The 26,219-nt window shown below is 49.7% G+C and carries 22 protein-coding genes; 12 read left to right on the forward strand and 10 right to left on the reverse strand.

The features are described 5' to 3' along the window. The first annotated feature begins 58 nt into the window (after positions 1-58). Positions 59-847 (forward strand): siderophore-iron reductase FhuF, encoded by a 789-nt coding sequence (gene fhuF / locus NNO04_RS03075; RefSeq protein WP_271443434.1) that lies wholly within the window; start codon positions 59-61, stop codon positions 845-847. Between the two features lie 31 nt (positions 848-878). On the opposite strand, the gene NNO04_RS03080 is transcribed toward fhuF, so the two are convergent. After that, a complete protein-coding gene (locus tag NNO04_RS03080) occupies positions 879-2,222 on the reverse strand; it encodes a PTS sugar transporter subunit IIC (protein ID WP_271443435.1) in 1,344 nt (447 codons plus the stop codon). A gap of 368 nt (positions 2,223-2,590) precedes the next feature. Here NNO04_RS03080 and NNO04_RS03085 point away from each other — a divergent pair, with 368 nt between their 5' ends. Then, positions 2,591-3,049 carry a YbaK/EbsC family protein gene (locus NNO04_RS03085; RefSeq protein WP_271443436.1) on the forward strand — a complete coding sequence of 153 codons (459 nt, stop codon included), beginning with the start codon at positions 2,591-2,593 and terminating at the stop codon, positions 3,047-3,049. A 54-nt stretch (positions 3,050-3,103) separates the two neighbouring features. Here the strand turns inward: NNO04_RS03085 and bglJ are convergent, their stop codons facing one another. Next, positions 3,104-3,778 carry a DNA-binding transcriptional activator BglJ gene (gene bglJ / locus NNO04_RS03090; protein WP_271443437.1) on the reverse strand — a complete coding sequence of 225 codons (675 nt, stop codon included), beginning with the start codon at positions 3,776-3,778 and terminating at the stop codon, positions 3,104-3,106. Next, positions 3,739-4,461 (reverse strand): helix-turn-helix domain-containing protein, encoded by a 723-nt coding sequence (locus NNO04_RS03095; RefSeq protein ID WP_271443438.1) that lies wholly within the window; start codon positions 4,459-4,461, stop codon positions 3,739-3,741. The genes bglJ and NNO04_RS03095 overlap by 40 nt, the downstream gene beginning before the upstream one ends. Before the next feature lie 610 nt (positions 4,462-5,071). Here NNO04_RS03095 and NNO04_RS03100 point away from each other — a divergent pair. The 6 genes from NNO04_RS03100 to opgB all read left to right on the forward strand — a co-directional run bounded on the left by NNO04_RS03100 (position 5,072) and on the right by opgB (position 10,832). Beyond that, positions 5,072-5,848 carry a threonine/serine ThrE exporter family protein gene (locus NNO04_RS03100; RefSeq protein WP_271443439.1) on the forward strand — a complete coding sequence of 259 codons (777 nt, stop codon included), beginning with the start codon at positions 5,072-5,074 and terminating at the stop codon, positions 5,846-5,848. Then, complete coding sequence (locus NNO04_RS03105; RefSeq protein WP_162380784.1) at positions 5,839-6,312, forward strand: threonine/serine exporter; 474 nt, start codon at positions 5,839-5,841, stop codon at positions 6,310-6,312. Before NNO04_RS03100 ends, NNO04_RS03105 begins: the two co-directional genes overlap by 10 nt. A 129-nt stretch (positions 6,313-6,441) precedes the next feature. Beyond that, the gene (gene dnaT / locus NNO04_RS03110) at positions 6,442-6,987 is read left to right on the forward strand and encodes a primosomal protein DnaT (protein WP_271443440.1); all 546 of its coding nucleotides are present in this window, start codon (positions 6,442-6,444) and stop codon (positions 6,985-6,987) included. Continuing rightward, complete coding sequence (gene dnaC, locus NNO04_RS03115) at positions 6,984-7,721, forward strand: DNA replication protein DnaC (protein WP_271443441.1); 738 nt, start codon at positions 6,984-6,986, stop codon at positions 7,719-7,721. The genes dnaT and dnaC overlap by 4 nt, the downstream gene beginning before the upstream one ends. Positions 7,722-7,778: 57 nt before the next feature. Beyond that, positions 7,779-8,273 (forward strand): DUF2501 domain-containing protein, encoded by a 495-nt coding sequence (locus NNO04_RS03120; protein WP_271443504.1) that lies wholly within the window; start codon positions 7,779-7,781, stop codon positions 8,271-8,273. 267 nt (positions 8,274-8,540) lie between these two features. After that, positions 8,541-10,832 (forward strand): phosphatidylglycerol--membrane-oligosaccharide glycerophosphotransferase, encoded by a 2,292-nt coding sequence (gene opgB / locus NNO04_RS03125; RefSeq protein ID WP_271443442.1) that lies wholly within the window; start codon positions 8,541-8,543, stop codon positions 10,830-10,832. Positions 10,833-10,934: 102 nt separating this feature from the next. Here the strand turns inward: opgB and NNO04_RS03130 are convergent, their stop codons facing one another. Both NNO04_RS03130 and NNO04_RS03135 read right to left on the reverse strand, forming a co-directional pair. Continuing rightward, on the reverse strand, positions 10,935-12,380 hold the full coding sequence (locus NNO04_RS03130) for a tagaturonate reductase (RefSeq protein WP_271443443.1): 1,446 nt from the start codon (positions 12,378-12,380) through the stop codon (positions 10,935-10,937). A 13-nt stretch (positions 12,381-12,393) separates the two neighbouring features. Next, positions 12,394-13,416 (reverse strand): zinc-binding alcohol dehydrogenase family protein, encoded by a 1,023-nt coding sequence (locus NNO04_RS03135; protein WP_271443444.1) that lies wholly within the window; start codon positions 13,414-13,416, stop codon positions 12,394-12,396. A gap of 138 nt (positions 13,417-13,554) precedes the next feature. Between NNO04_RS03135 and NNO04_RS03140 the strand changes: the two genes are divergently transcribed. From NNO04_RS03140 to NNO04_RS03155, 4 genes are all read left to right on the forward strand, one after another. After that, positions 13,555-14,475, forward strand: a complete 921-nt coding sequence (locus tag NNO04_RS03140) for a GntR family transcriptional regulator (RefSeq protein ID WP_271443445.1) — start codon at positions 13,555-13,557, stop codon at positions 14,473-14,475. A 219-nt stretch (positions 14,476-14,694) separates the two neighbouring features. Next, positions 14,695-15,690, forward strand: coding sequence for a C4-dicarboxylate TRAP transporter substrate-binding protein (locus NNO04_RS03145; RefSeq protein WP_271443446.1), 996 nt, complete (start codon positions 14,695-14,697; stop codon positions 15,688-15,690). Positions 15,691-15,762: 72 nt separating this feature from the next. Next, positions 15,763-16,242 carry a TRAP transporter small permease gene (locus NNO04_RS03150; RefSeq protein WP_271443447.1) on the forward strand — a complete coding sequence of 160 codons (480 nt, stop codon included), beginning with the start codon at positions 15,763-15,765 and terminating at the stop codon, positions 16,240-16,242. Next, positions 16,233-17,510, forward strand: coding sequence for a TRAP transporter large permease (locus NNO04_RS03155; protein WP_271443448.1), 1,278 nt, complete (start codon positions 16,233-16,235; stop codon positions 17,508-17,510). The genes NNO04_RS03150 and NNO04_RS03155 overlap by 10 nt, the downstream gene beginning before the upstream one ends. A gap of 140 nt (positions 17,511-17,650) precedes the next feature. On the opposite strand, the gene pgaD is transcribed toward NNO04_RS03155, so the two are convergent. The 5 genes from pgaD to tsr all read right to left on the reverse strand — a co-directional run bounded on the left by pgaD (position 17,651) and on the right by tsr (position 26,085). Next, a complete protein-coding gene (gene pgaD / locus NNO04_RS03160) occupies positions 17,651-18,064 on the reverse strand; it encodes a poly-beta-1,6-N-acetyl-D-glucosamine biosynthesis protein PgaD (protein WP_271443449.1) in 414 nt (137 codons plus the stop codon). 1 nt (position 18,065) lies between these two features. Further along, the gene (gene pgaC, locus NNO04_RS03165) at positions 18,066-19,391 is read right to left on the reverse strand and encodes a poly-beta-1,6-N-acetyl-D-glucosamine synthase (RefSeq protein ID WP_271443450.1); all 1,326 of its coding nucleotides are present in this window, start codon (positions 19,389-19,391) and stop codon (positions 18,066-18,068) included. Next, positions 19,384-21,402: a poly-beta-1,6-N-acetyl-D-glucosamine N-deacetylase PgaB gene (pgaB, locus tag NNO04_RS03170; protein ID WP_271443451.1), complete on the reverse strand. Its 2,019-nt coding sequence runs from the start codon at positions 21,400-21,402 to the stop codon at positions 19,384-19,386. The genes pgaC and pgaB overlap by 8 nt, the downstream gene beginning before the upstream one ends. A gap of 8 nt (positions 21,403-21,410) precedes the next feature. Continuing rightward, positions 21,411-23,834 carry a poly-beta-1,6 N-acetyl-D-glucosamine export porin PgaA gene (gene pgaA / locus NNO04_RS03175; RefSeq protein ID WP_271443452.1) on the reverse strand — a complete coding sequence of 808 codons (2,424 nt, stop codon included), beginning with the start codon at positions 23,832-23,834 and terminating at the stop codon, positions 21,411-21,413. A gap of 586 nt (positions 23,835-24,420) precedes the next feature. Then, positions 24,421-26,085 carry a methyl-accepting chemotaxis protein gene (gene tsr / locus NNO04_RS03180; RefSeq protein ID WP_271443453.1) on the reverse strand — a complete coding sequence of 555 codons (1,665 nt, stop codon included), beginning with the start codon at positions 26,083-26,085 and terminating at the stop codon, positions 24,421-24,423. Between the last annotated feature and the right edge of the window lie 134 nt (positions 26,086-26,219).

Genomic DNA, 26,219 nt, shown 5'->3' on the forward strand with positions numbered 1-26,219 from the left:
GCTCTATCGCTAGGATTCGTAATCATTCTCATTTAGATTACTATCCAGATATAGCGCTATGGCCTATCGTTCTGCTCCCATTATTGAAGATGTCATCTGGCAGGCTCATCTCCCGTCGGGGGAGCCAGCGCTTGCCGATGCTGTGCGTGAAACGATCGCGCAAACCCGAGAGCATTTACTGGATTTTATTCGTCTCGATGAACCCGCCCCGCAAGGCGCCATGACGCTGGCACAGTGGTCTTCTCCCAGCGCGTTGAGCTCATTGCTGGCGATTTATTCCGATCACATCTATCGCAATCACCTCACACAGCCACGCGAAAATAAGCCACTGATTTCTCTATGGGCGCAATGGTATATCGGACTGATGGTTCCCCCGCTGATGCTTGCCCTGCTCACTCAGGAAAAAGTTATTGATGTTTCTCCTGAATATGTCAGCGTTGGGTTTCATGAAACGGGACGGGCAGCCTGTTTCTGGGTGAACGTGCACCAGGATCACCAGGCGACGTTGCACTCTCCCCAGCAACGGTTAGAAACGCTGATTCTCCGGGCGTTAGTGCCCATCGTTCAGGCACTGGAAGCTACCGGAGAGATTAATAGTAAACTTATCTGGAGCAACACCGGGTATTTGATCCACTGGTATCTGACAGAAATGAAACCACTTCTGGGAGAAGAGCTAGTGACGACACTGCGCCAGACTTGCTTCTTCGAGAAAAAACTGTCCGGCGGTGAAGATAACCCCCTGTGGCGAACTGTCGTTCCACGCGAAGGGCTTTTGGTGCGCAGAACCTGCTGCCAGCGCTATCGCCTCCCTGAGGTTCAGCAGTGTGGCGACTGTACGTTAAAATAAGCAAGGAGCCATTGCCCCTTGCTTTTTCACCTTATGCAACCTGCTGACTTTCCTCTTCCGTACGCTCGGCTTCCTCAGCTTCCTGCGCCAGCAACTGTTTCTCGTAAACTTTGAAGAACGGGAAATAAATAATGGCAGACACCAATGCCAGCACCACTACCAGTACTGCCGCACGGTAATCCCAGCCTAACGCCCAGGCAGCCCCTACCGGCGCTGGTGCGGTCCACGGAACAACGGAAATTACACGCCCAATCAAGTCGAGTTTCATTGCCGCCCAGGCCAGTATCGCGTTAACCATCGGCGCGAGCAGGAACGGAATAAAAAAGACCGGGTTCATCACAATCGGCGTACCGAAAATGACTGGCTCGTTAATATTGAAAATGCTGGGAACCACACTCAAACGACCAATGGATCGCAGGTGGACTGAACGGCTGCGCAGATAACAAATGACCAGCCCCATTGTCGCACCGGACCCACCGACAACAATAAAGAACGTCCAGAACGCTTCCATAAAGATGTGCGGCAACGGTGCGCCCTGCGCCAGTGCGGTCTGGTTCATTCCAAGATTGGTCAGCCAGAACATTTGTAGCATCCCAGAGACAATCGCGGCTCCATGTATCCCCGCAAACCACAACAGATGGCCAATCAAAACCGCGAGCAAAATTGCAGGCAGGGAGTCAGCCGCTGAGACCAATGGCTTAAAGATCGCCATGATGGCTTGTGGGATCAGCATATCAAACTGCGCCTGAATCAGCAGACTCAGAGGGTAAAGCGTGAGGACAACCACCAATACCGGAATCAGTAGATCAAAAGAGTTTTTGATCATCGGGGGAACCTGATCTGGCAGGCGAATACCGATATTGTGCGCTTTCAGAAAACGCATCATTTCGACGCAGTAAATAGCCACCAGAATCGCGGTAAAAATACCGGTGCCTCCGAGGCTGTCAACCGGCAGGGAACCTTTCGTTTTCGGTGCTGCAATCAGTAAAAACGCCATGATCGAAAGCATTGCACACATAAAAGGATCTAACTGATGCGACTTAACGTAGTGTTTTCCCAGGTTGTATGCGATGGCTGCGCAAATGTAGATGGACATGATCCCCATCGTCATATCAAACGGCGTGAGTATCTGACCTTCGAACTGTTTTGCCATATCCAGCCACGCACGGGCAAATCCCCAGGTGGTATCAGGAGAAAAGGGAGGATAGGCAAACACCAGCAGAAACGAACCTACAATCATAAACGGCATCGCGGAAATAAACCCATCACGGATCGCCATCACGTGACGCTGTGAGGATATCCGCCCGGCAACGGGGCTAACATAGTTTTCAACAAACCGAAAAATCACATTAAACACAGCATGGTTGGTAGACATATCCGTTCTCCAGTCTGTCAAAACAACGTAGACGTGCAGGCAGCAACAACACCGCCACGTAAAAATCCATTACTACTTTTCGCAACCGTGCCGAAATAAAGACCCGCGATGCAGCGTAGAGAATCAAGTTTCATAGATGGCTCTTATTATGTAGTTCAGAGGAAGTGACAATTTTAGTATTAATCTCCACCACTCGTACCGCAACCGGTTACTGTAACCGGTTTCTGTGATTGTGAAGAGGATCTAATATTTGAGTATGTTACTGCTTTGTTACTTTAAAATATTTACAGCGATACTTTCCTTATGACAAATTACGCCACACAGTTATCCAAAAAACAGGGCTGCTTACACCGCGTCAGGAGGAATGAATGAGTCTGCAATCTGTACGGCAATTTCTGGCCGAATATGCCCCGGATATTGAAATTATCGAATTGGATCAGAGCACTGCAACGGTCGAGCTGGCAGCGAAAGCCCACAATGTGGAGCCAGGACAAATTGCAAAAACACTTTCACTAAAGGTGAAGGACAACATTATTTTGGTTGTCGCCAAAGGTGATGTCCGCCTGGATAATAAAAAGCTCAAAGAAACGTTTGGGGCGAAAGCGCGTATGCTCAGTTTTGATGAGGTGGTAAACGCAACAGGTCATCCACCAGGCGGCGTCTGCCCTTTTGGTCTGGAAACTCCTCTGCCAGTCTATTGCGATGTCTCCCTCAGGCATTACACAGAGGTATTGCCTGCTGCTGGCGCAACGCATAGTGCAATAAGAATCGCACCTGAAAGGATGGCCGAGCTGACTTCAGCAACCTGGATTGATGTCTGCCAGTGATCTGCCGTCAAGTCTGAAGGACTGTCTCACTCGTCGTTTCAGGTATACCGCACACTATGCTGTGTGCAGTGTAGGGCGGGGCTCCATAGCACGCAGATACAGCAATATATCCGCCGCATCCAGCAATCCGGCATCAGAATTCACACCCAGCTTGGACATGACATTAAATTTATGTGCCCGGATCGTTTTGACATTACGTTCAAGCTGCACAGCTATCTGAACCATCGAATAGCCGTGCGACATAAACCGTAATATTTCACGTTCAGTAGGACTTATCGTACGACTCTGACTGGTGCACCAAAGATTACTGCTGTTTTCCTTCACCCGACTAACACCGTTCAGCGCTAAAAACAGCTGTTCTTTTAAACCACTCAGCGACGATGACTTACTTAATACGCCATCCAGTTGTGAGGGCGACAGAGAGCCAATAAGACGGGCTTCATTATCGTCGTCGGCGATGACCAGTCGACGCATTCGCGGGAAATCGATCGCCAGTTCCGTCAGGCACGCCAACCCCACCCGCCGATCTTCTCGGATTGCAGACAGGGAGAAGATAACCGCAGAAAAAGGCGTATTTACCATTGCTACTTTAAATTCAGACTGATTAGAAAATAGATGAAGCTGATAGAGACATTCAGGATCCGAATTAAATAAACTCTTAATACCAATACTGCTCATTGCGCACTTTTCTACCAGTGCGACATTTCTCTTGATGATTCTTTTTTCCATTCCGTGGTATCTCCATATGCTGAAGGTAAGTTCAATTCTCTTGCTCCTTGAGAACTGTTAATCCATGCGTACATTTCGGCATTACTGTGTATGGACAAACGACGCATAGCACTGTTTTTCTGGGCACTGATGGTTTTATTACTCTTTTTCAACAATGACGCTATTTGATTAATTCCCCACCCTTTTCCGAGAAGCCGTAATACTTTTCGCTCCGATAGAGTAAGCACCATCGACTGTCCACCATATTCAGTCATGTTTTGCAGTACCGGAAACATCAGCGCTTTACTGATATGCTCCGCACTATAATTACCGGAACGAATAGCATTAACCACGCTTTCAACAGGATCTTCGTCAGAAAGCAACGTCGTGGCAGGTCCCATCAATATCTCAACGGCCAAAGGGTAGTAACTGAGAGGAACGATAAAAATCCATTTAATATCATTAAATTGCGTTAATAATGTATAAAACTGTTCACAAACAGCGCGAGGTTGATTGCTTTCCCCCGTTAAATCAACCAATACCAGTTCAGTGCAGCGCAGCTGCAACAATGTGAGCTCTTCGACTGAACGGCAGAATGTTAACTCATGATCGGGAAAGTGACCCAGAATGACACCTCTTAGTCCAGCCTGGATAACAGGTATTTTGCTGATAACAATTCCATTTTTGTAGCGTCCTGGCAACATAACTCCTCCATATTCACATCCTTTCTCATTTCCATATCTATTAATAAAACAAACATATAAATAGCAAGATGAAAATGAAATTAATTAGCGATATGAATTATTCCATTATCTTATTTTTATACACAGTGACTGCAACCATACCAAAACCCACATAGTATAAGTGCTGTTTAACACTATCACATAGTGTTTTATAAAAACAATTCCCACACAATTAAATTAACTCATTTGAATCATCTGATATTTTAAGGTGAATTAATTTCATTTAATAAATTCACAATATGTTTTAGCAACTTCTACTTATCTTCCCTGATGAATAAAGAGGGCGTCTGTTGTATCAGTAATCCCCGTATAATCATAATGCTACCAACAGCCGTTCGTGGACAATCGTCGGTGTGCTTTACACCAACCTTCCTCATTGACACAACCTGATCAATGCACTGCAATGATAGATCTCACCACAAAACGGGGGCGACACGGTTCAAATGAGCAAACCATCACCCTGACGTTTTTTTCAACACAAAGATTGATCCGGGCCAGAGCCAACGGACTCATACTTCGTGTTACAAAGAAGACTTTGTCATTTTTACCCGTCTTTCAATCAGGGCGAGTCATGCAAACAGAGCAGTTGTTACAACGAACAGTTACACGGTTATGTATTCAATGCGGGCTGTTTTTATTACAGCACGGAGCAGAAAGCGCACTGGTTGATGAACTCTCTACGCGTCTGGGTCTGGCGCTAGGGATGGACAGCGTAGAAAGCGCCATCTCTTCTAACGCCATCGTTCTCACCACCATTAAAGACGGCCACTGTCTGACGTCAACGCGGAAGAATCAGGATCGTGGCATTAATATGCACGTTGTCACGGAAGTTCAACACATTGTGATTCTGGCCGAACACAAACTCCTGGACTGTCGGGGAGTCGAGAAGCGTTTTAGCCAAATCAGACCTCTGCGTTATCCGCGATGGCTGGTGGCTTTCATGGTCGGCCTTTCCTGCGCCTGTTTCTGTAAACTGAATAAGGGCGGATGGGACGGCGCCGTGATCACCTTTTTCGCCAGCATGGTGGCTATGTATATCCGTCAGCTTCTGGCGCACCGACATCTCCACCCGCAAATCAACTTTTGTATTACCGCCTTTGTTGCGACAACCATCTCGGGCCTGTTACTGCGTCTGGACACGTTCAGCCAAACCCCGACGATCGCGATGGCGGCCAGCGTACTGCTGCTGGTACCGGGATTTCCCCTAATCAACTCTGTCGCAGATATGTTTAAGGGCCACATTAATACCGGGCTTGCGCGCTGGGCGATCGCCAGCCTGTTAACGCTGGCGACCTGTGTGGGCGTCGTGATGTCTTTAACGTTATGGGGGCTTCGCGGATGGGTGTAATCGAGTTCGTTCTTGCCCTTATGCAGGACATGATTTTGTCGGCAATCCCTGCCGTTGGGTTCGCGATGGTATTTAACGTCCCCCACCGGGCGCTGCCCTGGTGCGCCCTGCTGGGTGCGCTGGGCCACGGCTCGCGGATGGCGATGATGACCGCCGGGTTTAACATTGAATGGTCGACCTTTATGGCTTCTCTGTTGGTCGGCAGTATCGGTATCCAGTGGTCGCGCTGGTATCTGGCGCACCCGAAGGTCTTCACCGTGGCGGCAGTTATCCCAATGTTCCCGGGGATCTCCGCTTACACCGCGATGATTTCCGCCGTTAAGATCGGTCATTTTGGCTACAGCGATCCTCTGATGATCACCTTGTTGACGAATTTCCTGAAAGCGTCATCCATTGTCGGCGCGCTGTCCATCGGGCTTTCCGTGCCGGGACTTTGGTTGTACCGCAAACGCCCACGCGTTTGATTCCCCCTCCTCTGGCATCACTTCGCGAGTAAGAGGCGGTCATCCCGCCTCCCTGCCGCTTCTGGTCATCGGTGTGTTACTATAAAAACAGTCTCCCTTCTCGGTTGTTGTTCCGTATTGAGAAACATTATGTCTTGCAGAATTTTAACCCCGGACGTCATCGGTATTGACGCATTAGTCCACGATCACAACGCCGTGCTGGCGAAATCGGCTGGCGGCGCGGTCGCGGTATTTGCCAATAACGTGCCTGCATTTTATGCCGTCACGCCTGCCCGTCTGGCAGAATTGCTGGCGCTTGAAGAAAAACTGTCACGCCCGGGAAGCGACGTCACGCTGGACGCACAGTTTTACGAAGAACCGCAGGCCACGCCCGTTGCGGTACCGATGGGGAAATTTGCGATGTATCCTGACTGGCAGCCGGATGCCGACTTCCAGCGTCAGGCGGCATTATGGGGCGTCGCGTTAAGAGAGCCGGTGACCGCAGAAGAGTTAGCGTCATTTGTGGCTTACTGGCAGGCGGAAGGCAAAGTCTTTCACCATATTCAGTGGCAGCAAAAGCTGGCGCGCAGTCTCCAGATCGGCCGGGCCAGCAATGGTGGCCTACCCAAACGTGATGTGAACACGATTTCTGAACCCGATAAAGCAATTCCTAAAGGATTCCGAGGTGCTAAATGAAAGACGTCAGTAGTCTTATGAAACGCCTGCAAAAAATGATTCCACCGAATGTGAAGCCAGCTTTTAGAACAGGTGAAGAATTGCTTGCCTGGCAAAAAGAACAAGGTGCGATTCGTTCGGCAGCAATAGAGCGCGAAAATCGGGCTATGAAAATGCAGCGTACTTTTAACCGTTCAGGCATCAGACCACTCCATCAAAATTGCTCATTTGACAACTACAAAGTGGAATGCCAAGGACAACTTGATGCTCTAAATCAAGCACGTCAGTATGTGGAAGAGTTCGATGGCAATATCTCCAGCTTTATCTTCTCCGGCACACCAGGGACGGGGAAAAACCATCTGGCCGCAGCAATCTGCAATGAGCTGCTCCTGCGGGGAAAATCCGTCCTGATCATTACCGTCGCCGATATTATGTCGGCGATGAAAGAAACCTTCACGAATCGTGAAACCAGTGAAGAACAGTTGCTCAACGACCTGAGTAATGTCGATCTGCTGGTGATCGACGAAATTGGCGTGCAAACCGAATCTCGCTACGAAAAAGTGATCATCAATCAGATCGTCGATCGTCGCTCATCCTCAAAACGTCCGACTGGCATGTTAACCAACAGCAATATGGAAGAGATGAGCAAATTGCTCGGCGAACGCGTGATGGATCGAATGATGCTTGGTGATAGTCTTTATGTAATTTTCAACTGGGACAGCTATCGTAGCCGTGTGACCGGGAAGGAGTATTAAGACCATTCTTAATACGAGCAGCGCTATACTTCGCTGAAAAGGCACATACGAGTTACTATTATGAAAACAACAAAACGCATTCTGCACTGCGCGATCGCCGCCAGCGCACTCATCTCCACCAGCATTTTCGCATCATCCTGGCAGGATTCGCTCTCCAGCGCGGCCAACGAACTCACCAAAAGCACCACCACCTCAGGACAGAGCAGCACATCGCTCTCCTCCCTCACCAGTCTGCTAAATGGCAGCACTGACGCGTTAAGCGCCAGCAACATGAACAACGCGGCGGGGATTTTGCAGTATTGCGCCAAACAAAAACTGGCGTCCGCCACTGATGCGGAAAACGTCAAAAATCAGGTGCTGGATAAACTGGGTCTGAGCGCAAACGAGCAAAAACAGGATACCAACTATCTGGACGGTATTCAGGGTCTGCTAAATACCAAAGATGGCCAGCAGTTGAACCTGAGCAACATCGGCAGCACCCCGCTGGCGGAGCAAGTCAAAACCAAGGCCTGCGATTTGGTACTTAAGCAAGGCATGAGTTTCATTTCCTAATCGCTCCACACGCCGCGTTTTAGCGCGTCAGCAAGAAACGCGGCCTTAATCCTCTCTTTTCTCCCCTCACCCCTTGGTACACGCCGGAATCGCGGGAAGTGATAGCGATCAAAAAATACGCTTTCTAAACCAATTCTGAATAACAACGTAATTTAATGTCACTAGAATTGCAGCAGTGTAACATCGCAATTACATTGTATACCCCGAAAAAGATTAGCCCTCCTGATATATCGCCGGGAGGAGCAGGCTATAACTGAGGATCGTGAGTTGTCTGAATTTCTGTCCATCTCCTTGTTTCTCGCCTCTGTGCTAATTTATGCCTGGAAAGCGGGTCGTAACACCTGGTGGTTTGCCGCCACCCTGACGGTGCTCGGTCTATTTGTTGTCCTGAATATCACACTCTACGCCAGCGACTACTTTACCGGCGATGGCATCAACGATGCCGTGCTCTACACGTTGACCAACAGCCTGACAGGCGCGGGCGTCAGTAAATACATTCTTCCGGGCGTGGGGATAATCCTCGCGCTGACGCTGGTTTTTGGTGCGCTGGGCTGGGTTCTTCGCCGCCGTCGGCACCATCCCCATCATATGGGTTATAGTCTGCTGGCATTGCTGTTGGCGCTGGCTTCGGTAGACGCCAGCCCGGCGTTTCGCCAGATTACCGAACTGGTGAAATCACAGTCCCGCGATGGCGATCCTGATTTCACGGCTTATTACAAAGAGCCGTCGAAAACGATCCCCAACCCCAAACTGAATCTGGTCTATATCTACGGCGAAAGCCTTGAGCGCACCTATTTTGACAATGACGCCTTCCCGGATCTCACCCCGGAGCTGGGCGCGCTGAAAAACGAAGGGCTGGATTTCAGTCAAACCATGCAATTACCGGGCACGGATTACACCATTGCCGGGATGGTCGCCTCTCAGTGCGGTATTCCGCTGTTTGCCCCCTTTGAAGGCAACGCCTCGGCATCGGTTTCCAGCTTTTTCCCGCAGAATATCTGCCTTGGCGATATCCTGAAGAACTCCGGCTACCAAAACTATTTTGTTCAGGGTGCTAACCTGCGTTTTGCGGGTAAAGATGTGTTCCTGAAATCCCACGGCTTCGATCATCTCTACGGCGCCGAAGAGTTAAAAACCGTGGTCGCGGACCCAACGTATCGTAATGACTGGGGTTTCTACGACGATACGGTGCTCGACGAAGCGTGGAAAAAGTTTGAAGAACTCTCTCGCGCCGGCCAGCGTTTCTCTCTGTTTACGCTGACCGTCGATACCCATCACCCGGATGGATTTATCTCGCGCACCTGCAACCGCAAACGTTACGACTTCGACGGCAAGCCCAACCAGTCATTTAGCGCCGTCAGCTGCAGCCAGGAAAACATCGCCCAGTTTATCAATAAGATCAAAGCATCACCGTGGTTTAAAGACACCGTTATCGTCGTCTCTTCCGATCATCTGGCGATGAACAACACCGCGTGGAAGTACCTGAACAAGCAAGATCGCAACAACCTGTTTTTCGTTCTGCGTGGCGACCAGCCTCAGCAAGAGACGCTGGCGGTCAAACGCAACACGATGGATAACGGCGCGACCGTGCTCGATATTCTCGGCGGGGACAACTTTATTGGACTCGGGCGCAGCAGCTTGTCCGGCGAATCCATGTCGCTGGTATTCCTGAACATTAAAGAGAAAGTGCTGGCGTGGAAACCCGACATCATCCGCTTGTGGAATTTCCCCAAAGAGATGAAAACGTTCACCATCGATCAGGATAAAAACATGATCGCCTTCTCGGGCAGTCATTTCCGTTTGCCGCTATTGTTGCGTGTCTCAGACAATCGCGTTGAACCGCTACCAGAAAGCGAATACTCCGCCCCGTTACGCTTCCAGCTGGCGGATTTCGCCCCGCGCGACAACTTTGTCTGGGTCGACCGCTGCTACAAAATGGCGCAACTGTGGTCGCCGGAACTGGCTCTCTCCACCGACTGGTGTGTTTCACAGGGTCAGTTGGGCGGCGAACAAGTCGTACAACACGTGAACAAAGCACAGTGGAAGGGCAAGACGGCGTTTAAGGACACCCTCATCGATATGGAGCGTTACAAAGGCAACGTGGATACGCTGAAAATCGTCGATAACGATATTCGCTACAAAGCGGACAGTTTCGTCTTTAACGTCGCAGGTGCGCCGGAAGAGGTGAAGCAGTTCAGCGGCATCTCTCGCCCGGAATCCTGGGGGCGCTGGTCCAACGCGCAACTGGGTGAAGAGGTCAAAATCGAGTACAAGACGCCGTTGCCCAAAAAATTCGATCTGGTGATCACCGCCAAAGCCTACGGCGCGAACGCCGATCGCCCTATACCAGTACGTGTGGGCAGAGAAGAACAGATACTGCGGTTAGGTAATGATATCACCACGACTACGCTGCATTTTGACAACCCGGAAGCAGCCAGCACGCTGGTGATCACGCCACCCGACCCGCAATCTACCAATGAGGGCAACATTTTGGGGCACTCGCCACGGAAACTGGGGATCGGCATGGTCGAAATCAAAGTGGTGAATGCCGAAGGATAATCCCGAGTAAAAAACGTTGGCCCGAAAGCGTCATGCCACCGGGCCTCTCTTTATTGGTAAAAAAACAGCGCCCAACACGGCTCCGGGCGCTGCATGGCAACCTTAATCCAGCGCTTTCACCGCCTGTCGCATCCCCTGGACCAGGATATTCTCCAGGCTGGCCGTCACCTGAGCGGTAAGCCCCGGCAACAACGTTAAATCCTCGCCCCAATGCGCTTTATCGCGAAGGACGGTATCGACCAGCTCCTGCAACGACAGATCTGCACCCACGCGCGGCCACATCTGTTGATAGCGAGTGAGCCACTGTTCATCGTCCTGGAGCGGATACGTCTCTCCCGCCCGTTCGCCGCGGTAAAACGCAATCAGCGCCGCAAGCGCAAACGTGAGGCGCACGGGATATGTATTGCCCTGCTGACCTGCCAGCAACTGAGGCAAAATACGCGTGCGGAATTTCGTCATCCCGTTGAGCGCGATAGAAAGTAGCTGATGGCGGATATACGGATTCTGGAAACGTCCTGTCACCGCATCGGCAAATTCGCGCAGTTCAGCGGCGGGCAGATCCAGCACCGGGATGATCTCCTGGTTAATCGCCTTTTCCACAAAGTGTCGCACGTCCTCGTCCTGCATCGCTTCGCCGACCGTCTCCAACCCGCACAGCCACGCCACCGGAACCAGTGCGGTATGCGCGCCATTAAGAATGGCGACCTTACGCTCTTTATACGGTTTGATGTCGTCAACAATACGAATATTCAGCGAAGATTCCGTTAATTTCAGCGCTTCTGCCAGCCAGGCCGGTCCCTGAATCACAAACAGATAAAAATGCTCGGCGGTGTCGAGAAACGCATCGTGATACCCCAGCTGTGCTTCCAGCGCTGGTGCTTCCTCACGCGGATAGCCGGTCACGATTCTGTCCACCAATGTGGAGCAAAAGGTGTTTGCCGTCTCCAGCCAGTCGAGAAACGCCGGAGACAACTGCCACTCCTGCGCATAACGCTGAATTAACGCTTTGAGCGCATCGCCGTTATAGTCGATCAGTTCGCAGGGAATGATCACCCAGCCTTTATCTGGCGCGCCGTTGAAGTGATTAAAACGCTCCAGTAACAGACGTGTCAGTTTCGCCGGGAAGCTCACAGGCGGAGCATCATCGATACTGTCACCTTCGTGGTAACTGATCCCTGCCTCAGTGGTGTTAGAAAACACAAAACGGATATCGGGGTTATGCGCCAGCGCCAGATACCCGGCAAAATCCTGATACGGGTTAATCTCGTTATTCACCGAACGGATCAGACGCGCGTCGCTGACGGCCTCGCCCTGCTCGTTCAGGCCACGGATCACCGTGGTGTACAGGCCATCCTGAGTATTTAACGACGGCGGAAAATCAGTATTAATAGGACGAATCAGGGTGATACCCGCCTGCAAATCCGTCGTCTCATTGAGGACATCCAGTTGCCAGTCCACAAACGCCCGCATAAAATTGCCTTCGCCAAACTGAATCACTTTCGTCGGGTAATTCGGCCCCGGAAAATCCTGTCGATTCAATGTCTTCATTGTTCTATCCCTGTCAGAAAGTAATCACGCCTTTGATCAGCTCGTGGTTGTTAATCACATCACGTTCGTAGATCTCCGCCAGCGTGGTGAAGGGGTAGCGGTGCGTCAACATCATCTCTGCGGTCAGTTTACCTTCCGCCATCAGACGCCCTACTTTGGCGAAATCCTCCGGCGTGGCGTTACGGCTGCCCATCATGGTGGTCTCTTTCTTGTGGAACTCAGGATCGGAAAACTGCAAGTCGCCCTTAAAGAGTCCAACGAAAACGATGCTGCCGCCATGACGAATCAGGTTAACGCTGTTGTTCATCGCATGCTGATTCCCCGTCGCATCAATGACTTTTAGCGCCAGGGAGCCGCCGAATTGCGCGCGTAACTGTGCGTCAAAATCATCGGCAGACGGATCAATGACCGGGAGTTTCAGGCGAGAAGTCACATGTTCCCGACGCGCGGGACTGGTATCGGCGACGACCACCTGCGCGCCGTCGGCGTTGGCGATGGCCGCCGCCCCTAGCCCAATCGGCCCTGCGCCCACCACCAGCACCTGCTCGCCTGGCGCAATCGCCGCCCGGCGCACCGCATGCGCGCTGATAGCATAAGGCTCAATCAGCGCCGCCGCCTGCGGATCAATACCGTCCGCCGTCAGCAGGTTAGTCGCAGGAACAGACAAATACTCGCTAAAGCCGCCATCCTGATGCACGCCAATTACCGAAATTTTCTCACAGCAGTTGGTACGCCCACTGCTGCATGCCGGACATTGCTGACACGCTATGTAAGGAATAACCGCAACCTGTTGACCCACTTTCAGGTGCGGAATATTTTTACCTAACCCGGCGATTTCGCCACATATTTCATGACCCAACACGCGAGGATAACTGAAAAAGGGTTGATTGCCTCCCCAGGCATGAATATCGGTACCGCAAATCCCTACGGATTTAATTTTTATTAATGCTTCCCCCTCACCAGGAATAGGAATTTGACGTTCTTCCCAAACTAATTTTTTCGGTTCCTGGCAAATCAGCGTGTTCATCGTTGACATGATTCTGCTCTCCATTTTTTCGTTGCATCAGATATCGATGAAAATAAAAATATCGAAGAGACAGGAAACGTAATTTGTGAATGCCGACGCATTAAAATGTTTTAAATCGGGTTTTAATACGCCCAAAAGGAGAGACCGATGAGCCGCTCACAAAATTTACGTCACAATGTCATTAACCAGATGATCGATGATATGGCTCGCGGCCATATCCCCTCCCCGCTCCCCTCGCAAAGCGCGCTGGCAGAAATGTACAACATCAGCCGTACCACGGTGCGCCATATGCTCAGCCATTTAAGCGAATGCGGCGTCCTGACGCCGGTTGGCAACGACTATGTGATCGCCCGCAAGCCTAATAATGATGACGGTTTCGCCTGTACCTCCGCCTCACTGGCTGAGCAAAACCGTATTTTCGAGCACGCCTTTTTCACCATGATAAACCAACGGCAGCTACGCGCCGGTGAGACCTTTTCCGAACTGCAACTGGCGCGCGCTGCCGGCGTCAGCCCGGTCGTTGTGCGAGAATATCTTTTAAAATTCGGGCGTTACAATCTAATCATCAGCGAACGACGTGGCCTGTGGCGTATGCAGCAGTTTGATCAACGCTATGCCGAACAGCTTTTTGAGCTACGAGAAATGCTGGAGACCCACGCCCTGCAACACTTTCTCAATCTCCCCGTCACGGATATCCGCTGGCAGAAAGCGCGGGATTTACTCGATCGTCACCGCGCATTACGCGACACCATCAGCGACAACTATCGCATGTTTTCCCTGCTGGACCGGGACTTTCACAACCTGATTCTCAGCGCCGCCGAAAATGTCTTTTTTGATCAATCGCTGGAGATTATCTCTGTTATTTTTCACTTTCATTATCAATGGGATGAGAGCGATCTCAAGCAAAGAAATATCGTTGCTGTCAATGAACATATGACGATTCTCAGCGCCCTCATCTGTCGCAATGATCTCAGCGCCACAGCCGCATTACGCCAGCATCTGCAAACCGCCCGGCAGACCATGATCCACTCCATCAACACGACAAGTCGCAAATCCACGAGGCTTTAAATACCGATTAAAAACAGCAAACCATTACCATAGCCACAATTTCTTAATAAAAATAACCATCCATTAATAAGACATTTTAGGCTCTGCTAAACATTTTAAGATAATCAACACGCATAATAATAAATAATTTAGAAACTCTGTAATACATCCCGGAAAAACCGGGCACCATAATAATATCCTCAGTACCCACTACAAAAATGGAGAGTAATAATGAGTCTGATGTCTAAAAAAAGAAAAACGTTACTAGCATTCGCTGTTGGCTCTATACTCGCCACTTTCTCTTTTAGTAATTCTGCGATAGCCGCTGCCGAATATACGTTGAAAGTTGCCTACGAAAACAATCCAGGAGAACCTTTTGATAAGGCAATCCGTGAATGGGCACGCTTATTTAATGAACAAACCGGCGGTAAAGGTGAACTCGTTGCTTATCCCAGTTCACAATTAGGCTCGAAAAAGGATGTCATTGAACAAATGAAACTGGGTAGTCCGCTGATTACCCTCGCCGATGGCGCATTCTTCTCTGACTATGTGCCTGATTTCGGCATTATGTTTGGTCCTTACGTCGGCACTAGCTATAAGGATATCTTCAAACTCAACCAGTCAGACTGGTACAAGGATCTGGAAACGAAACTGGATGCTAAAGGTCTGCACATCGTTTCTAAAGACTGGCTGTATGGTACGCGCCATATGCTGACCACCAAAATGGTCACTAAACCGGAAGATTTAAAAGGCCTCAAGATTCGCGTACCAAACAATCGCATTCAAATTGAAGGCATGAAAGCGATGGGCGCAACCCCGACGCCGCTGCCACTCGCCGAAGTCTACACCTCGCTGAACCTGAAAGTGATTGATGGCGCAGAAAACCCGATCCCGGTGTTGTACGGACAAAAACACCATGAAGCGGCTAAATACTTGATCCTTACCGGCCACGTAGAGAACGTGACCAACCTGGTCATGGGAAGCGGCACCTACAAAAAACTCCCGCCAGAAATTCAGGCCGCCCTGGTGAACTCCGGCGATCAGGCAGGGAAATACTTGACTGAGCTCGTTCAAAAAGAAGAACAAGAGCTGATTGAGAAGATGAAGAAAGAAGGCGTCACTGTCGTAGAAGTTGACCGCAATCTGTTCCGTGAAGCGTCAAAACCGTTCTACACAAAATTCCCGGAATGGACGCCAGGGCTGTATGAGAAAACACAGGAAATCATTGCACAGTAACGGAGTCATCGCGCAGCACACTGGCTGCGCGTTTTCCTCCCCCTAAAAAAGTATCGCCGTATAGGTATAACTATGTTTCGGTTTCTCAATAAATTCAGCGATATTCTGGCCTGCCTGATGGCAGGTGGGATTGTGCTCATTACGGTAGTGGCCGTTTTGATGCGCTGGCTGCTTAACGCCCCACTGATCTGGGGTGAGGAAGCGCTGATTATCTGTTACATCTGGTTGATTATGATTGGTGCGGCCTCAGCAATGGGCCATCGCATGCACGTCAGTATTGATGCCTTCACCTCCATGCTGCCGGAAAGCGGGCGTTTAGTTTGCGCCATCATCACCCACCTGATTGCCATTGTCTCACTGTCTACATTTGGCTATCTCGGCTATGAACTGTCACTTATCGCCGTCGATAAAATCACCCCTATTCTTGGGGTCTCCTATCTGTACATCGATTTTGCTGTGCCGACAGGCGCTGGGATCATGGTGATGTTCTGCCTGCAGCACCTTTGGCAAGATATTCAAAAACTGAAACGCAGGGAGGTCGTATGTCAGTAGCGATCGCGTGTATTGTCTTATTGTTTCTGTTTATTCTGAATACGCCGATTTTCATCAGCGTACTGGTCGCAATACTGATTTACTTTTATATGACAGGCGACATTTCACCGCTGATTGCAGTTCAACGTATCATCGGCGCTGGAGAAAACGTCACATTACTGGCGATCCCGTTCTTTATTTTGCTCGGTAACTTGTTGAACTATACCGGTATTACGCACCGCATGTTGCGATTCACCGGTGTACTCTCCGGTCACTATCCGGGCGGACTGGCCCAGTCCAACGTCCTGCTCAGTACCATGATGGGAGGGTTGTCGGCATCTAACCTCGCTGACTGCGCAATGTTGTCAAAAATGCTGGTGCCTGAGATGACCAAACTCGGCTACAGCAAAAGTTTCTCTACCGCCGTCACCGCTGCCGGATCGCTTATCACGCCGATCATCCCGCCGGGAATCGCGCTGATCATTTACGGTTTTGTTGCCGATGTCTCCATCGGAAAGATGTTTATGGCCGCGATCATTCCGGGACTCTTGTGCTGCGTCGCACTGATGTTCACGATCTATTTGATCTCGAAAAAACGCGGTTATCTCCCTGCCAGAGCCCACGGCCCAACTTGCCGCGAACTTTGGGAAGCGGGTAAAGGCGCCACGTCAGCATTAATTTTGATTCTGGTGATTATCGGCGGGATCCGCTTTGGGATCTTCACCCCGACGGAAGCAGGCGCAATTGCCGTCGTGTTTGTGATCATTATCGGCGCGTTCTTCTATCGTGAAATGACGGTGAAAGATATCGCGGCATCGTTACTGGAAACTGCACGCTCAACAGCCAGCGTCATGCTCATCATCATGACCTGCTCAGCGCTGGCATGGGTATTAACCAACGAGCAGATTGCGCAGGATCTGGCCGTGGTGATGACTGGATTCTCTGATAATCCTTACATGTTCCTGCTTATCGTGAACCTGGTCTTGCTGTTTCTCGGGATGTTTATTGAAGGAAATGCCGCCATCATCGTACTGGTTCCGTTATTAATGCCAACGGTACGCATGCTGGGCATCGATCCGATTCACTTCGGCGTGATGATGATCCTCAACCTGGCCATCGGTTGCCTGACGCCGCCAATGGGAACGGTCATGTTCGTCGCGACCTCTATCACGGGAACAAAAATTGCTGATTTTCTCCGTGAAGTGTTACCGCTGTTAGCCGCACTGATCTTCGTGCTGCTGATGGTGACGTTTATTCCAGCTCTGACAACCTTCCTGCCCGCACTGTAAAAAAAGGCCGCGCCCTGTTCGCCAGGGCGCAACCAATCCCCCGAATGAAATAACCTCACCGGTACCCGTGTGTTCAGAACAAGAGCAGGAAGTAATGATGATGTAATCGGTCCATTGATTATAAAATCCTGTGCCTGCACTTATAGCGCGTTCGAACGGGTTTCTGATGTCACTTTTTGTATTGCCCCATGAGTGTTGACATACACATGTAACTTTTGGCTATCCTGCATCTGCTGATAAAGGTCTTCAGAGATATCCAGACTTTTGGCAAATTGTTGACGGGTAAATCGGATAGCTTTCGTTTTCTGGTGTTTCTGAAAACGAATTTTGTTGTAGATCGCCCATATAATTAACGCAATGGAATTGGCAACCGCCAGTAAAAAATAGAATTGCAGCCTGTCTTTTGCTTCATTTTCCCATAAATAACCGTTCATCAAACCGATGATAAAATTCACGATAAAAAAAACAAACACAGCCCATAGTAGAAAAGTCGCTAAATAGTCAATGGCTTGCCGTACAGTGCTTTGTTGGGTATTTATAATTAACGAATTCATATTAGCCTCTCATAATACCGCGATCGGGACTTATCCAGCGCGCTCGACTGGTTTTTCTGACCAGCATAACCCGGGTAAATGAAACCAGCGTGGTCGCCAAACTCAGAATCCAGAAAATAACAGGGAACCAGATAATCCAGAATAGCGATGATGCCAGATTATGCTCATAGCGATTCTCAATAACCAGGCTGACAATAAACTGGATCAGGCAAAGGGAGCACAGCAATATACCCGCGGTATGTGTCGCGGCGATATGTGTCAGTTCGACATTCACGGGCGCACCCAACTGCTGAATAGTGAAAATAATAAAACCGATAAGACAAGTAAAAGCCCATATAGTGGTCAGACAATATTCGAAAAAAAGCGGCCACATACGATGGTTTTTCCAGTGCCACAGTTTGGTCAAATTTTTCAGGAACACTTCCGCACCGCCCTGAGCCCAGCGCAGTCGCTGCTTCCAGAGGCCTTTTAATGTTTCCGGCATGAGTATCCAGCACAGCGCCCGCGGCTCGTAAAAAATAGTCCACTGCTTCAGTTGCAGCTTCCAGCTAATATCAATATCTTCCGTGATCATGTCATCACTCCAGTAACCCACATCAGCCAGCGCACTGCGACGGAAGGCGGCGATAACACCGGATACAGTAAAAACATTACCGTAAACACGCTGGGTCCGCTTAATCAAACCGATAATGGAAGAATACTCACCGACCTGTACTTTGCCCACCAGAGTAGAGCGTGTGCGGATACGTGGATTACCGGTCACCGCACCAACGCGAGGGTTAAACAACATTGGCTCGACAATATAGGCTGCCGCATCGCGATCCAACAGAGCATCTCCATCAATGCACACTAAATATTCACTTCTCGCTGCGGCGGCCCCCGTTTTAAGCGCAATGGCTTTGCCCTGATTTTGTGCAAGGTGAATCACTCGCAGTCGGGAGTATTGCGTGGCCAACTGATCTAATATAGCCCCGGTTTGATCCGATGAACCATCGTTAACAGCAATGACTTCAATATTTTCGTAGCGCTGAGCTAACGCAGCATTAATCGTTTCCTCAACATTTTTCTCCTCGTTAAAACAAGGGATGATAATGGAGATTGGCGGATTGTCTTTAAGTTGCGGTGCGGGAGCATTTTCTCCCCATTCCCAATGTCGTTCACGGTATCCCCAGAAATAGACGCCGCCAACTATCCACATAATGGACATAAAAAATGGCCAGAAGAAGACGAATCTCATCATTAATTCGCCGGAGTGAAACAGCGCGATACTTAAAGGAATAAATAACACCAGACACAATATAAAAAAAGATACGATGCGATTAGTCATTTTTCGGGTACCAGGCAGTGGAAAACTCAGGGCGAATAACGTCTATTGCAGGGACGTTGAGAAGAAAATCATCGGGATAATAGCCATAGTTTTTAATTCCATTCAGTTGTAAAAGACTCATCCAGTGAGCAAGTTGCTGAGAACGAATAGCCTCGTGCTGGCCATTACTTTTCCAGTTTTGTGCCTGTAATTCTAAAATTGATTTATCCTTTGCCTGGGGGATCGCTTTTATATGATCCACCAGTTGCATTAGCCATTTATCGGCGACCTTCTCATCAATGCCTTCCATATAGGGCATCGCCATAATCGCCGTCCAGTCGTAACTCTGTAAGAAATCGGCATAATTTTGTGCAAACCACGCTTCACTATCCGGTTGTATCACAGGGAGTGCAAAAATGTTGCGTGCAGTCTTAATCTGCGGACCGCGTATTGCTTTGACTTTCGCGCTAAGTTCTAAGGTGAAGTTTGTCAGCGCCTGGCTTTTAAAACGCGTCCACTGTTTAAATTGCTCAGGGTTTTGGCGGATAGCATCCAGGTTACCTGCAAATCCCGCTTTCTGATATGCCGCAATCGCGGGCGCACTGGCGTCTTCAAAGTCGGACATCAGCGCATCATCATGAAAAAGGATGCCATCAAAAGAAGCGTGTCCGGCTAAATCTTCATACAGTATACCGACTTGCTCCCTGACTTTGGCATCGAAAGGAGAGAGACGGCGATATTGCGTCGGGTGTATCTGTGCTGTCTGGTTCTTTGGCGCCGTATACTCGACTCGCGCTAATGTGGGATCTAAATCCCAACTTAATACTGGCATCCAGGCATACACCATGACTCCCGCTCGGGTCCGTAATTGCCAGGCGACGCGGTTAAACAGATCCGCTTTCATCGGTAGCAGACGATTCGGGAACCATACTTCTTTGACCAGACCGTCGCCAGCAGGATCGGCAAATGCCTGCAAATAGACGGTGGAAATTCGCATATCTTTGACCCGCTGAATTAACAGATCAAGATTGCGCTCCATCTGCTGACGGTCATTATCAAACACGTAATCAAGATCGATATGCATAACCCGCTCAGGTGATTTTTCCTGAACGCTGATAATGGCCTGGGCAAACTCTTTTAATGAAGGGTTATTGGCAATTAATACCCGTGGAATGGAATCCAGTTGCTGTGTGGAGGCCAGTCCTGACTCAAGGGTAAAAAACATGTCATAACCCAGTTTTTTTAATTCCTCAATGGAAATGCCGCTGGCTTCACCATAAGGCCAGACAAATACCCGCGGTGTTATCCCCGTATGTTTACGCAGTTGCTCCGTCATTTTTACCGCATCCTGACGAATTCTTTCGCGGTATTCCGCTTCTGTTTCGTAACGCCCACTGTGGGTTAAATATGTGCGATTAACAAAAGCGGGTAATAAGCTACCGGCAGAATTAGCCTGAATACCATAGTGAGAATTCCAGGTATGAGAAGCGATCTCAACCAGCGGTGAGCGTGATAATTCGCGAACCTGTTGCCAGGTAGCAAAATAGTCACGATCCACTTTTTCATCACCAAAGAGTACCTTCTGATCGAGGGGGGTATCTACCCAACTGCCCACCGGCGCCCACAATGCAGGCCACTGAAAAGCCTGCAACAAGGGGAATACGCGGGTGTAAAAACTCCGGTAGCCGTCATCAAAGGAGAGCAGCACCGCTTTTTCCGGCAGGGGAGTACCACCACGGTGCGCTTCACGAATTTGTGCAATGCTGACGGGCTGGTAGCCATTTTCACGCAACCAGGCAAACTGCTCGCGCAGGGCCGACGTGCGCACCGACATAAAACGCTGGTCGGCCGCTTCGTCTTCGACGTTATGCCATGAAATAGCCACAAAACGATTATGCGGCCACGGACGTTCGGCCTGTAATGTTTCTCGATTCTGCGGCGGCGTAAATTTGTGTTTTGGCTGATGTAAACATGCGGACAGCATAATGATGCTAATCAGCATAAATAGATATTTTAATCCTTTACGTAACATAATATTCCTTAAAATTTGAATGTCATATCAAATTCAACATATAAATTATGTTCCCTGTCGCCGTCATAAGGTCGTTTTTCCCAGCGCAACGTTGCACCAGCATCAATAACATCATTCCATGCCACTCGTTGCCCATAGCCGACTTGCGTTATCAGATCCGTGCCATAATTTTTTTGCCAGGAGGTACCGACACCCGCGCTAAATGTTTGCTGCCAACTATTCTCATAGTTACGCCACAATAGATGGTTTACTTCAAATGCCGGAACGATATCGAGCGTTTTCTCCGGGTTGTAATAAGGGGTGTCTTTTTTCGTATTCTGCCCGTACCAGATTGAAGGCTGGAAATCGACAATTAAATTGGGTGAAGACCACACCCGTTCCTGCCCACTAATAAACGCTTCATTACGCTCGTTACCGTCAGAAAAATCGGTGAACGCCCAGCCGCCGGTATACTGGCGACGTTCATTCTGATACCAGCGCAAATATGCCTGTGCACTGTTGCCGGTAATGCCGTTTTTCATCGCCCGCAAAGGAACACGGTGAGAAATTCGCTCAAACTCCGTACCGATACGCCAGTTGTCGTTAAAATCATACCAGCCGGACAGGCGTGCACCGGGTTTGGTTTCATGATTGAAATAACGCCCGGAGAACTCAGCTTCCCACCAGAGATCACGAGAACGCCATTCGACACCGGTTAACCAGTCGCGGACGATGCCTTTTCCTTCGCTAAACTGCCCATCAGCGAAACCAAAACCGGCAAATCCGCGCCAGTTTTCATTGATCGGCGGCGAGTAAACCACACTGGTTAAATTGACATCATGATTACCGTTATCCGGGCCATCGGAATCCAGCCCAACTGACCCCGCGACGCGAAGCTCCGCAAGATCATGCACGTCAACCGCACGCTGTAAGCGTTGAACGGCGGGATCTTGCGGTTTGCGGGTCACAACATCCTCGGTGAGTACCTTTGCCTGTTGCCACTCCTGCAAGGTTAACGCGGTCCAGGCTTGTTCCACTTCCAGTGTGATGTTGCCCGGTTCCAGCACTTCTGCCTTTTTTAATTCCGTTTCTGCCGCGCGCGGTAAACCACGCGCCTGCAATACGCTGGCGTAATCGATGCGTAGTCCCTGATTGCCCGGCGCCTTGCTGGCAAGGTCATGGGTCAGTGCTTCAGCGTGCGGTAAATCATTCCCATATTGTGAAATAGCGGAGAGAAATGAATAACTCTGCAACCATTTGTCATTGGGAATGGCCAGCGGGGAGCCCATGATCCGTCGATAAGCGGGGGTGGTATTGAGCGTATGCTGGGTGACAGTTAACGCGCTGGAATAGTTTTCACTTTCCAGATGGCTGTAAAAGAGATCCGCACTCTCCTCTTCTGATAACCCTGCGACCAGTTGATCCTGGTGATAAAAAAGCGCCGTCATCATCGCCTGGGCTTTTTCGGGTTGATGATCCCTGAGATAAGCAGAAGCAACCCAATATTGTGCCCACGGCGGAATAACGTCAACAGAGTGCTTTATGCGTTGATAATGCGCGATGGCCTCTTTATAGCGATCGCGGGTTAATAACGCCCCGAGATGATCAATCTGGATTCGCTGATACTGTTGAATAACGTCTGGATTATTTTTCCACTGCGCCTCTAATTCCGCATACAGCGCGAGCGCGCGGTCGGAAATATCGTACCGCTCGTTCTCACTGCGGGTTGGCATAAACGAGAGTCTGACCAGTTCCGCGTGAATATCTGCGCGAACATCCGGGGTTAAATGCGTGTCATCAATAACCGCAGAAAGCTGGTTATTACGCAATGCCTGTACATATTCCGGAGAATAGCGAACGGGTGAAGCAGAAGCGGGTAATGACTCGGTGATAGCCAGCAATTCATCCTGGTGACGTCCGGACAGTTTGTAGATATAGGCTTCAGCGAGAAGATTAGCATTGTCAGGATATTCACGCTTCAACTGCTGGAGCTTATTCAATGCCTCATCGTATTTGCCCGCATCAGCCAGTGTTAAAATTTGCCCACGCCGATAATCCTTGTTTTGTGGTTCCTGGCTGACAACCTTCTGCCACAAGGCGAGTGACTTCTGCCACTGCTGTAGGTTGCGATATGCGATAGCGACTGCAGCATATCCACGCACTGGCAAATGATGATTACGATAGCGGTTGTATATTTCAACAACCTGGTGGTCTTGTCCGCTCCAGGCGCTAATCTGCAACCAGTCAGCAATCTGATTATTATTCAGATCAGTATTTTCAGAAAACCAGGTTAACGCGGGTTGCGTATTTCCCTTACGGGCTTCAATAATCAGCGCATCATACTGATTGTTTATGGCAGAAACCGCAGCAGGGCTGCACGCAAATAACATTGAGGTAAAAATATTAAGCGCCCACTTTGCGCTGAGGCTGTTTTTACGGACTGAGATATACATCCTGTAAAGTCCTGTTCGTAAAAATGTTAAATCGCTGAACGTCAGAGGTTGAAAACTTATAAAAACTTAAGTTCCAATATATTAGTAAATCAGGAAGAGACTTAATTTATGTATCGGGAATAGATGGGAGTAGAGAAGACTCATATGAAATCCTTTATCGTTTGGCGGTCAGTTAACGGGTATCGTCAACAGTTACTATATCGCATAGTTCCTTATGCTTTCGTCACTATAAAACAATAAAAAACACAAACCAATCAGGAAAAAACGAATTATAAACTCAGTTTTTTTGAACGTTTATAAAAATGCGTTAGCGAATATGCGACGAGGAAGAAATCTTACTCCACTAATATTTCCACGCGTGATTAATGAATTAACAATACATAATTGAAGGGGGATTTAACATCATGACAATCCAAAATTTGCAGTGACATTATTTTTCCACGCGCGCTATAAAGCCAAAGAGATGAACGCAATAAGGTCATTATTTTCGGGAAAGGTAAACGTACGAAGGTATAAGCATGAAAGTGATAACAGCAGGGTATACGACTTTTTGAGCGCCCTGATCACCAGGGCGCAACTCGTCACATCAGAATGTTTCCCAGTTCTCACCGGCATCGGTAACAGCAGCTTTGCGCGGCACTACCGGCGCAGAAACGCTTTTCGCGGCGGCAAGCTCGCGAGAACGCTGTTGTTCTTGCTGAATACGGAATACGGCGACAGCCTGGGTCAGACGACTAGCCTGCTCTTCCAGCGCGGCAGCGGCGGCAGCGGACTCTTCGACCAACGAGGCGTTCTGCTGCGTCACGCGATCCATCTCAGCAACAGCCAGACCGACCTGGTCGATACCGCGACTCTGCTCATCAGACGCAGAGGCGATTTCGCCCATGATATCGGTCACGCGGGTCACCGCGTTAACAATCTCATCCATGGTTTCACCCGCGCTCTCAACCAGCGTTGAACCCACGTCCACACGACTGACGGAATCTTCAATCAGGCTCTTAATCTCACGCGCGGCCTGAGCACTGCGTTGCGCCAGATTACGCACTTCCCCGGCAACCACCGCAAAGCCACGGCCCTGTTCGCCCGCACGCGCCGCTTCTACCGCCGCGTTCAATGCCAGAATGTTAGTCTGGAAGGCAATACCGTCGATCACGCTGATAATATCGGCAATTTTCTGCGAACTGGAGGCGATATCACGCATGGTTTGCACTACGTTATCCACCACTTTACCGCCCTTCTGCGCGGTTTCTGAAGCGCTCAGCGCCAGATGGCTGGCCTGACGCGCGTTCTCGGCGTTCTGCTTCACGGTGGCCGTCAGCTCTTCCATGCTGGCTGCCGTCTCTTCCAGAGAGGCCGCCTGCTGTTCAGTACGGGAAGAAAGATCGTTGTTGCCCATCGCAATTTCGCTGGCGCCACTGTAAATCGCATTAGCCCCGTTACGCACATCGCCCACGGTACGCACCAGCTCACCCTGCATGTGGCGCAGGCTTTCTGCCAGTTGCCCCATTTCGTTAGAGCCTTCCACGTCAATACGCTTCACCAGATCGCCACCGGCGATATGGCGAATGCTCTCGATCAGGCGGTTCATCGGTTCGATTAACGAGAATTTGATGCCGAACCAGACAGCGACGATCACCAGCATCACCGCGATTAACACGCTGACCAGCACCCACATCGCCTGGCTATAGGAGCTATTGTTGTCTTCAACCGCAATGTCATACAGGCGATCGTTCTGCTGCATATAGGCCATATACGGTTTTTCAAAACCGTCCTGATAGCCCTGCGTCGGTTGATCAAAGAACTCATTGATCTTACCTGCGCCCAGCAACTGGATCAGCTCTGCCAACGCATTGTGATAGATATCGTAGCTACGCTTTATCTCGACAGCCGCAGCCTCGCTCTGGCGTGGATCGCGCGGCAGCGCTTCATAATCGGCCCAGTGTTTTTCCGCCTGCTTCAGGGACGTGCTCGCAATCTGCATCAGATCGACAACGGTCGCGCCGCTGCCGATATTGTTCTGATCCATCATGTAGCGGATACCCGCCCGGTTGAGGGTATTACGGGTTTGCAGCAACGCAACCCAGCTGGAATTCAGCGTGGACTGCTGCTGGCGAATGGTCTGTAGAACGGTGAAGTTTTCTTTGTCATTTTTCAATGAGTTAAAGAACAAACCGCCCGAGGTCAGTTGTAAAAGGCCAAATATTGCCAACACCAGCAGTAAGCTGGTCACAATCTTAATTCGTTTTAACATGTTTTCTCATTCCGCTAGACAGATACTCTGGTTGTCGGCCTGGAATGAGAAAACTTTATGCAATAGCGATGTCTGTCACAGGTATTTTGTGCAAAATGCTGGCAAAAAACGCCATGACAGACTACCGCCTGATA

Source organism: Citrobacter sp. Awk 4, from assembly GCF_028069725.1.
Taxonomy (GTDB): domain Bacteria; phylum Pseudomonadota; class Gammaproteobacteria; order Enterobacterales; family Enterobacteriaceae; genus Citrobacter_D.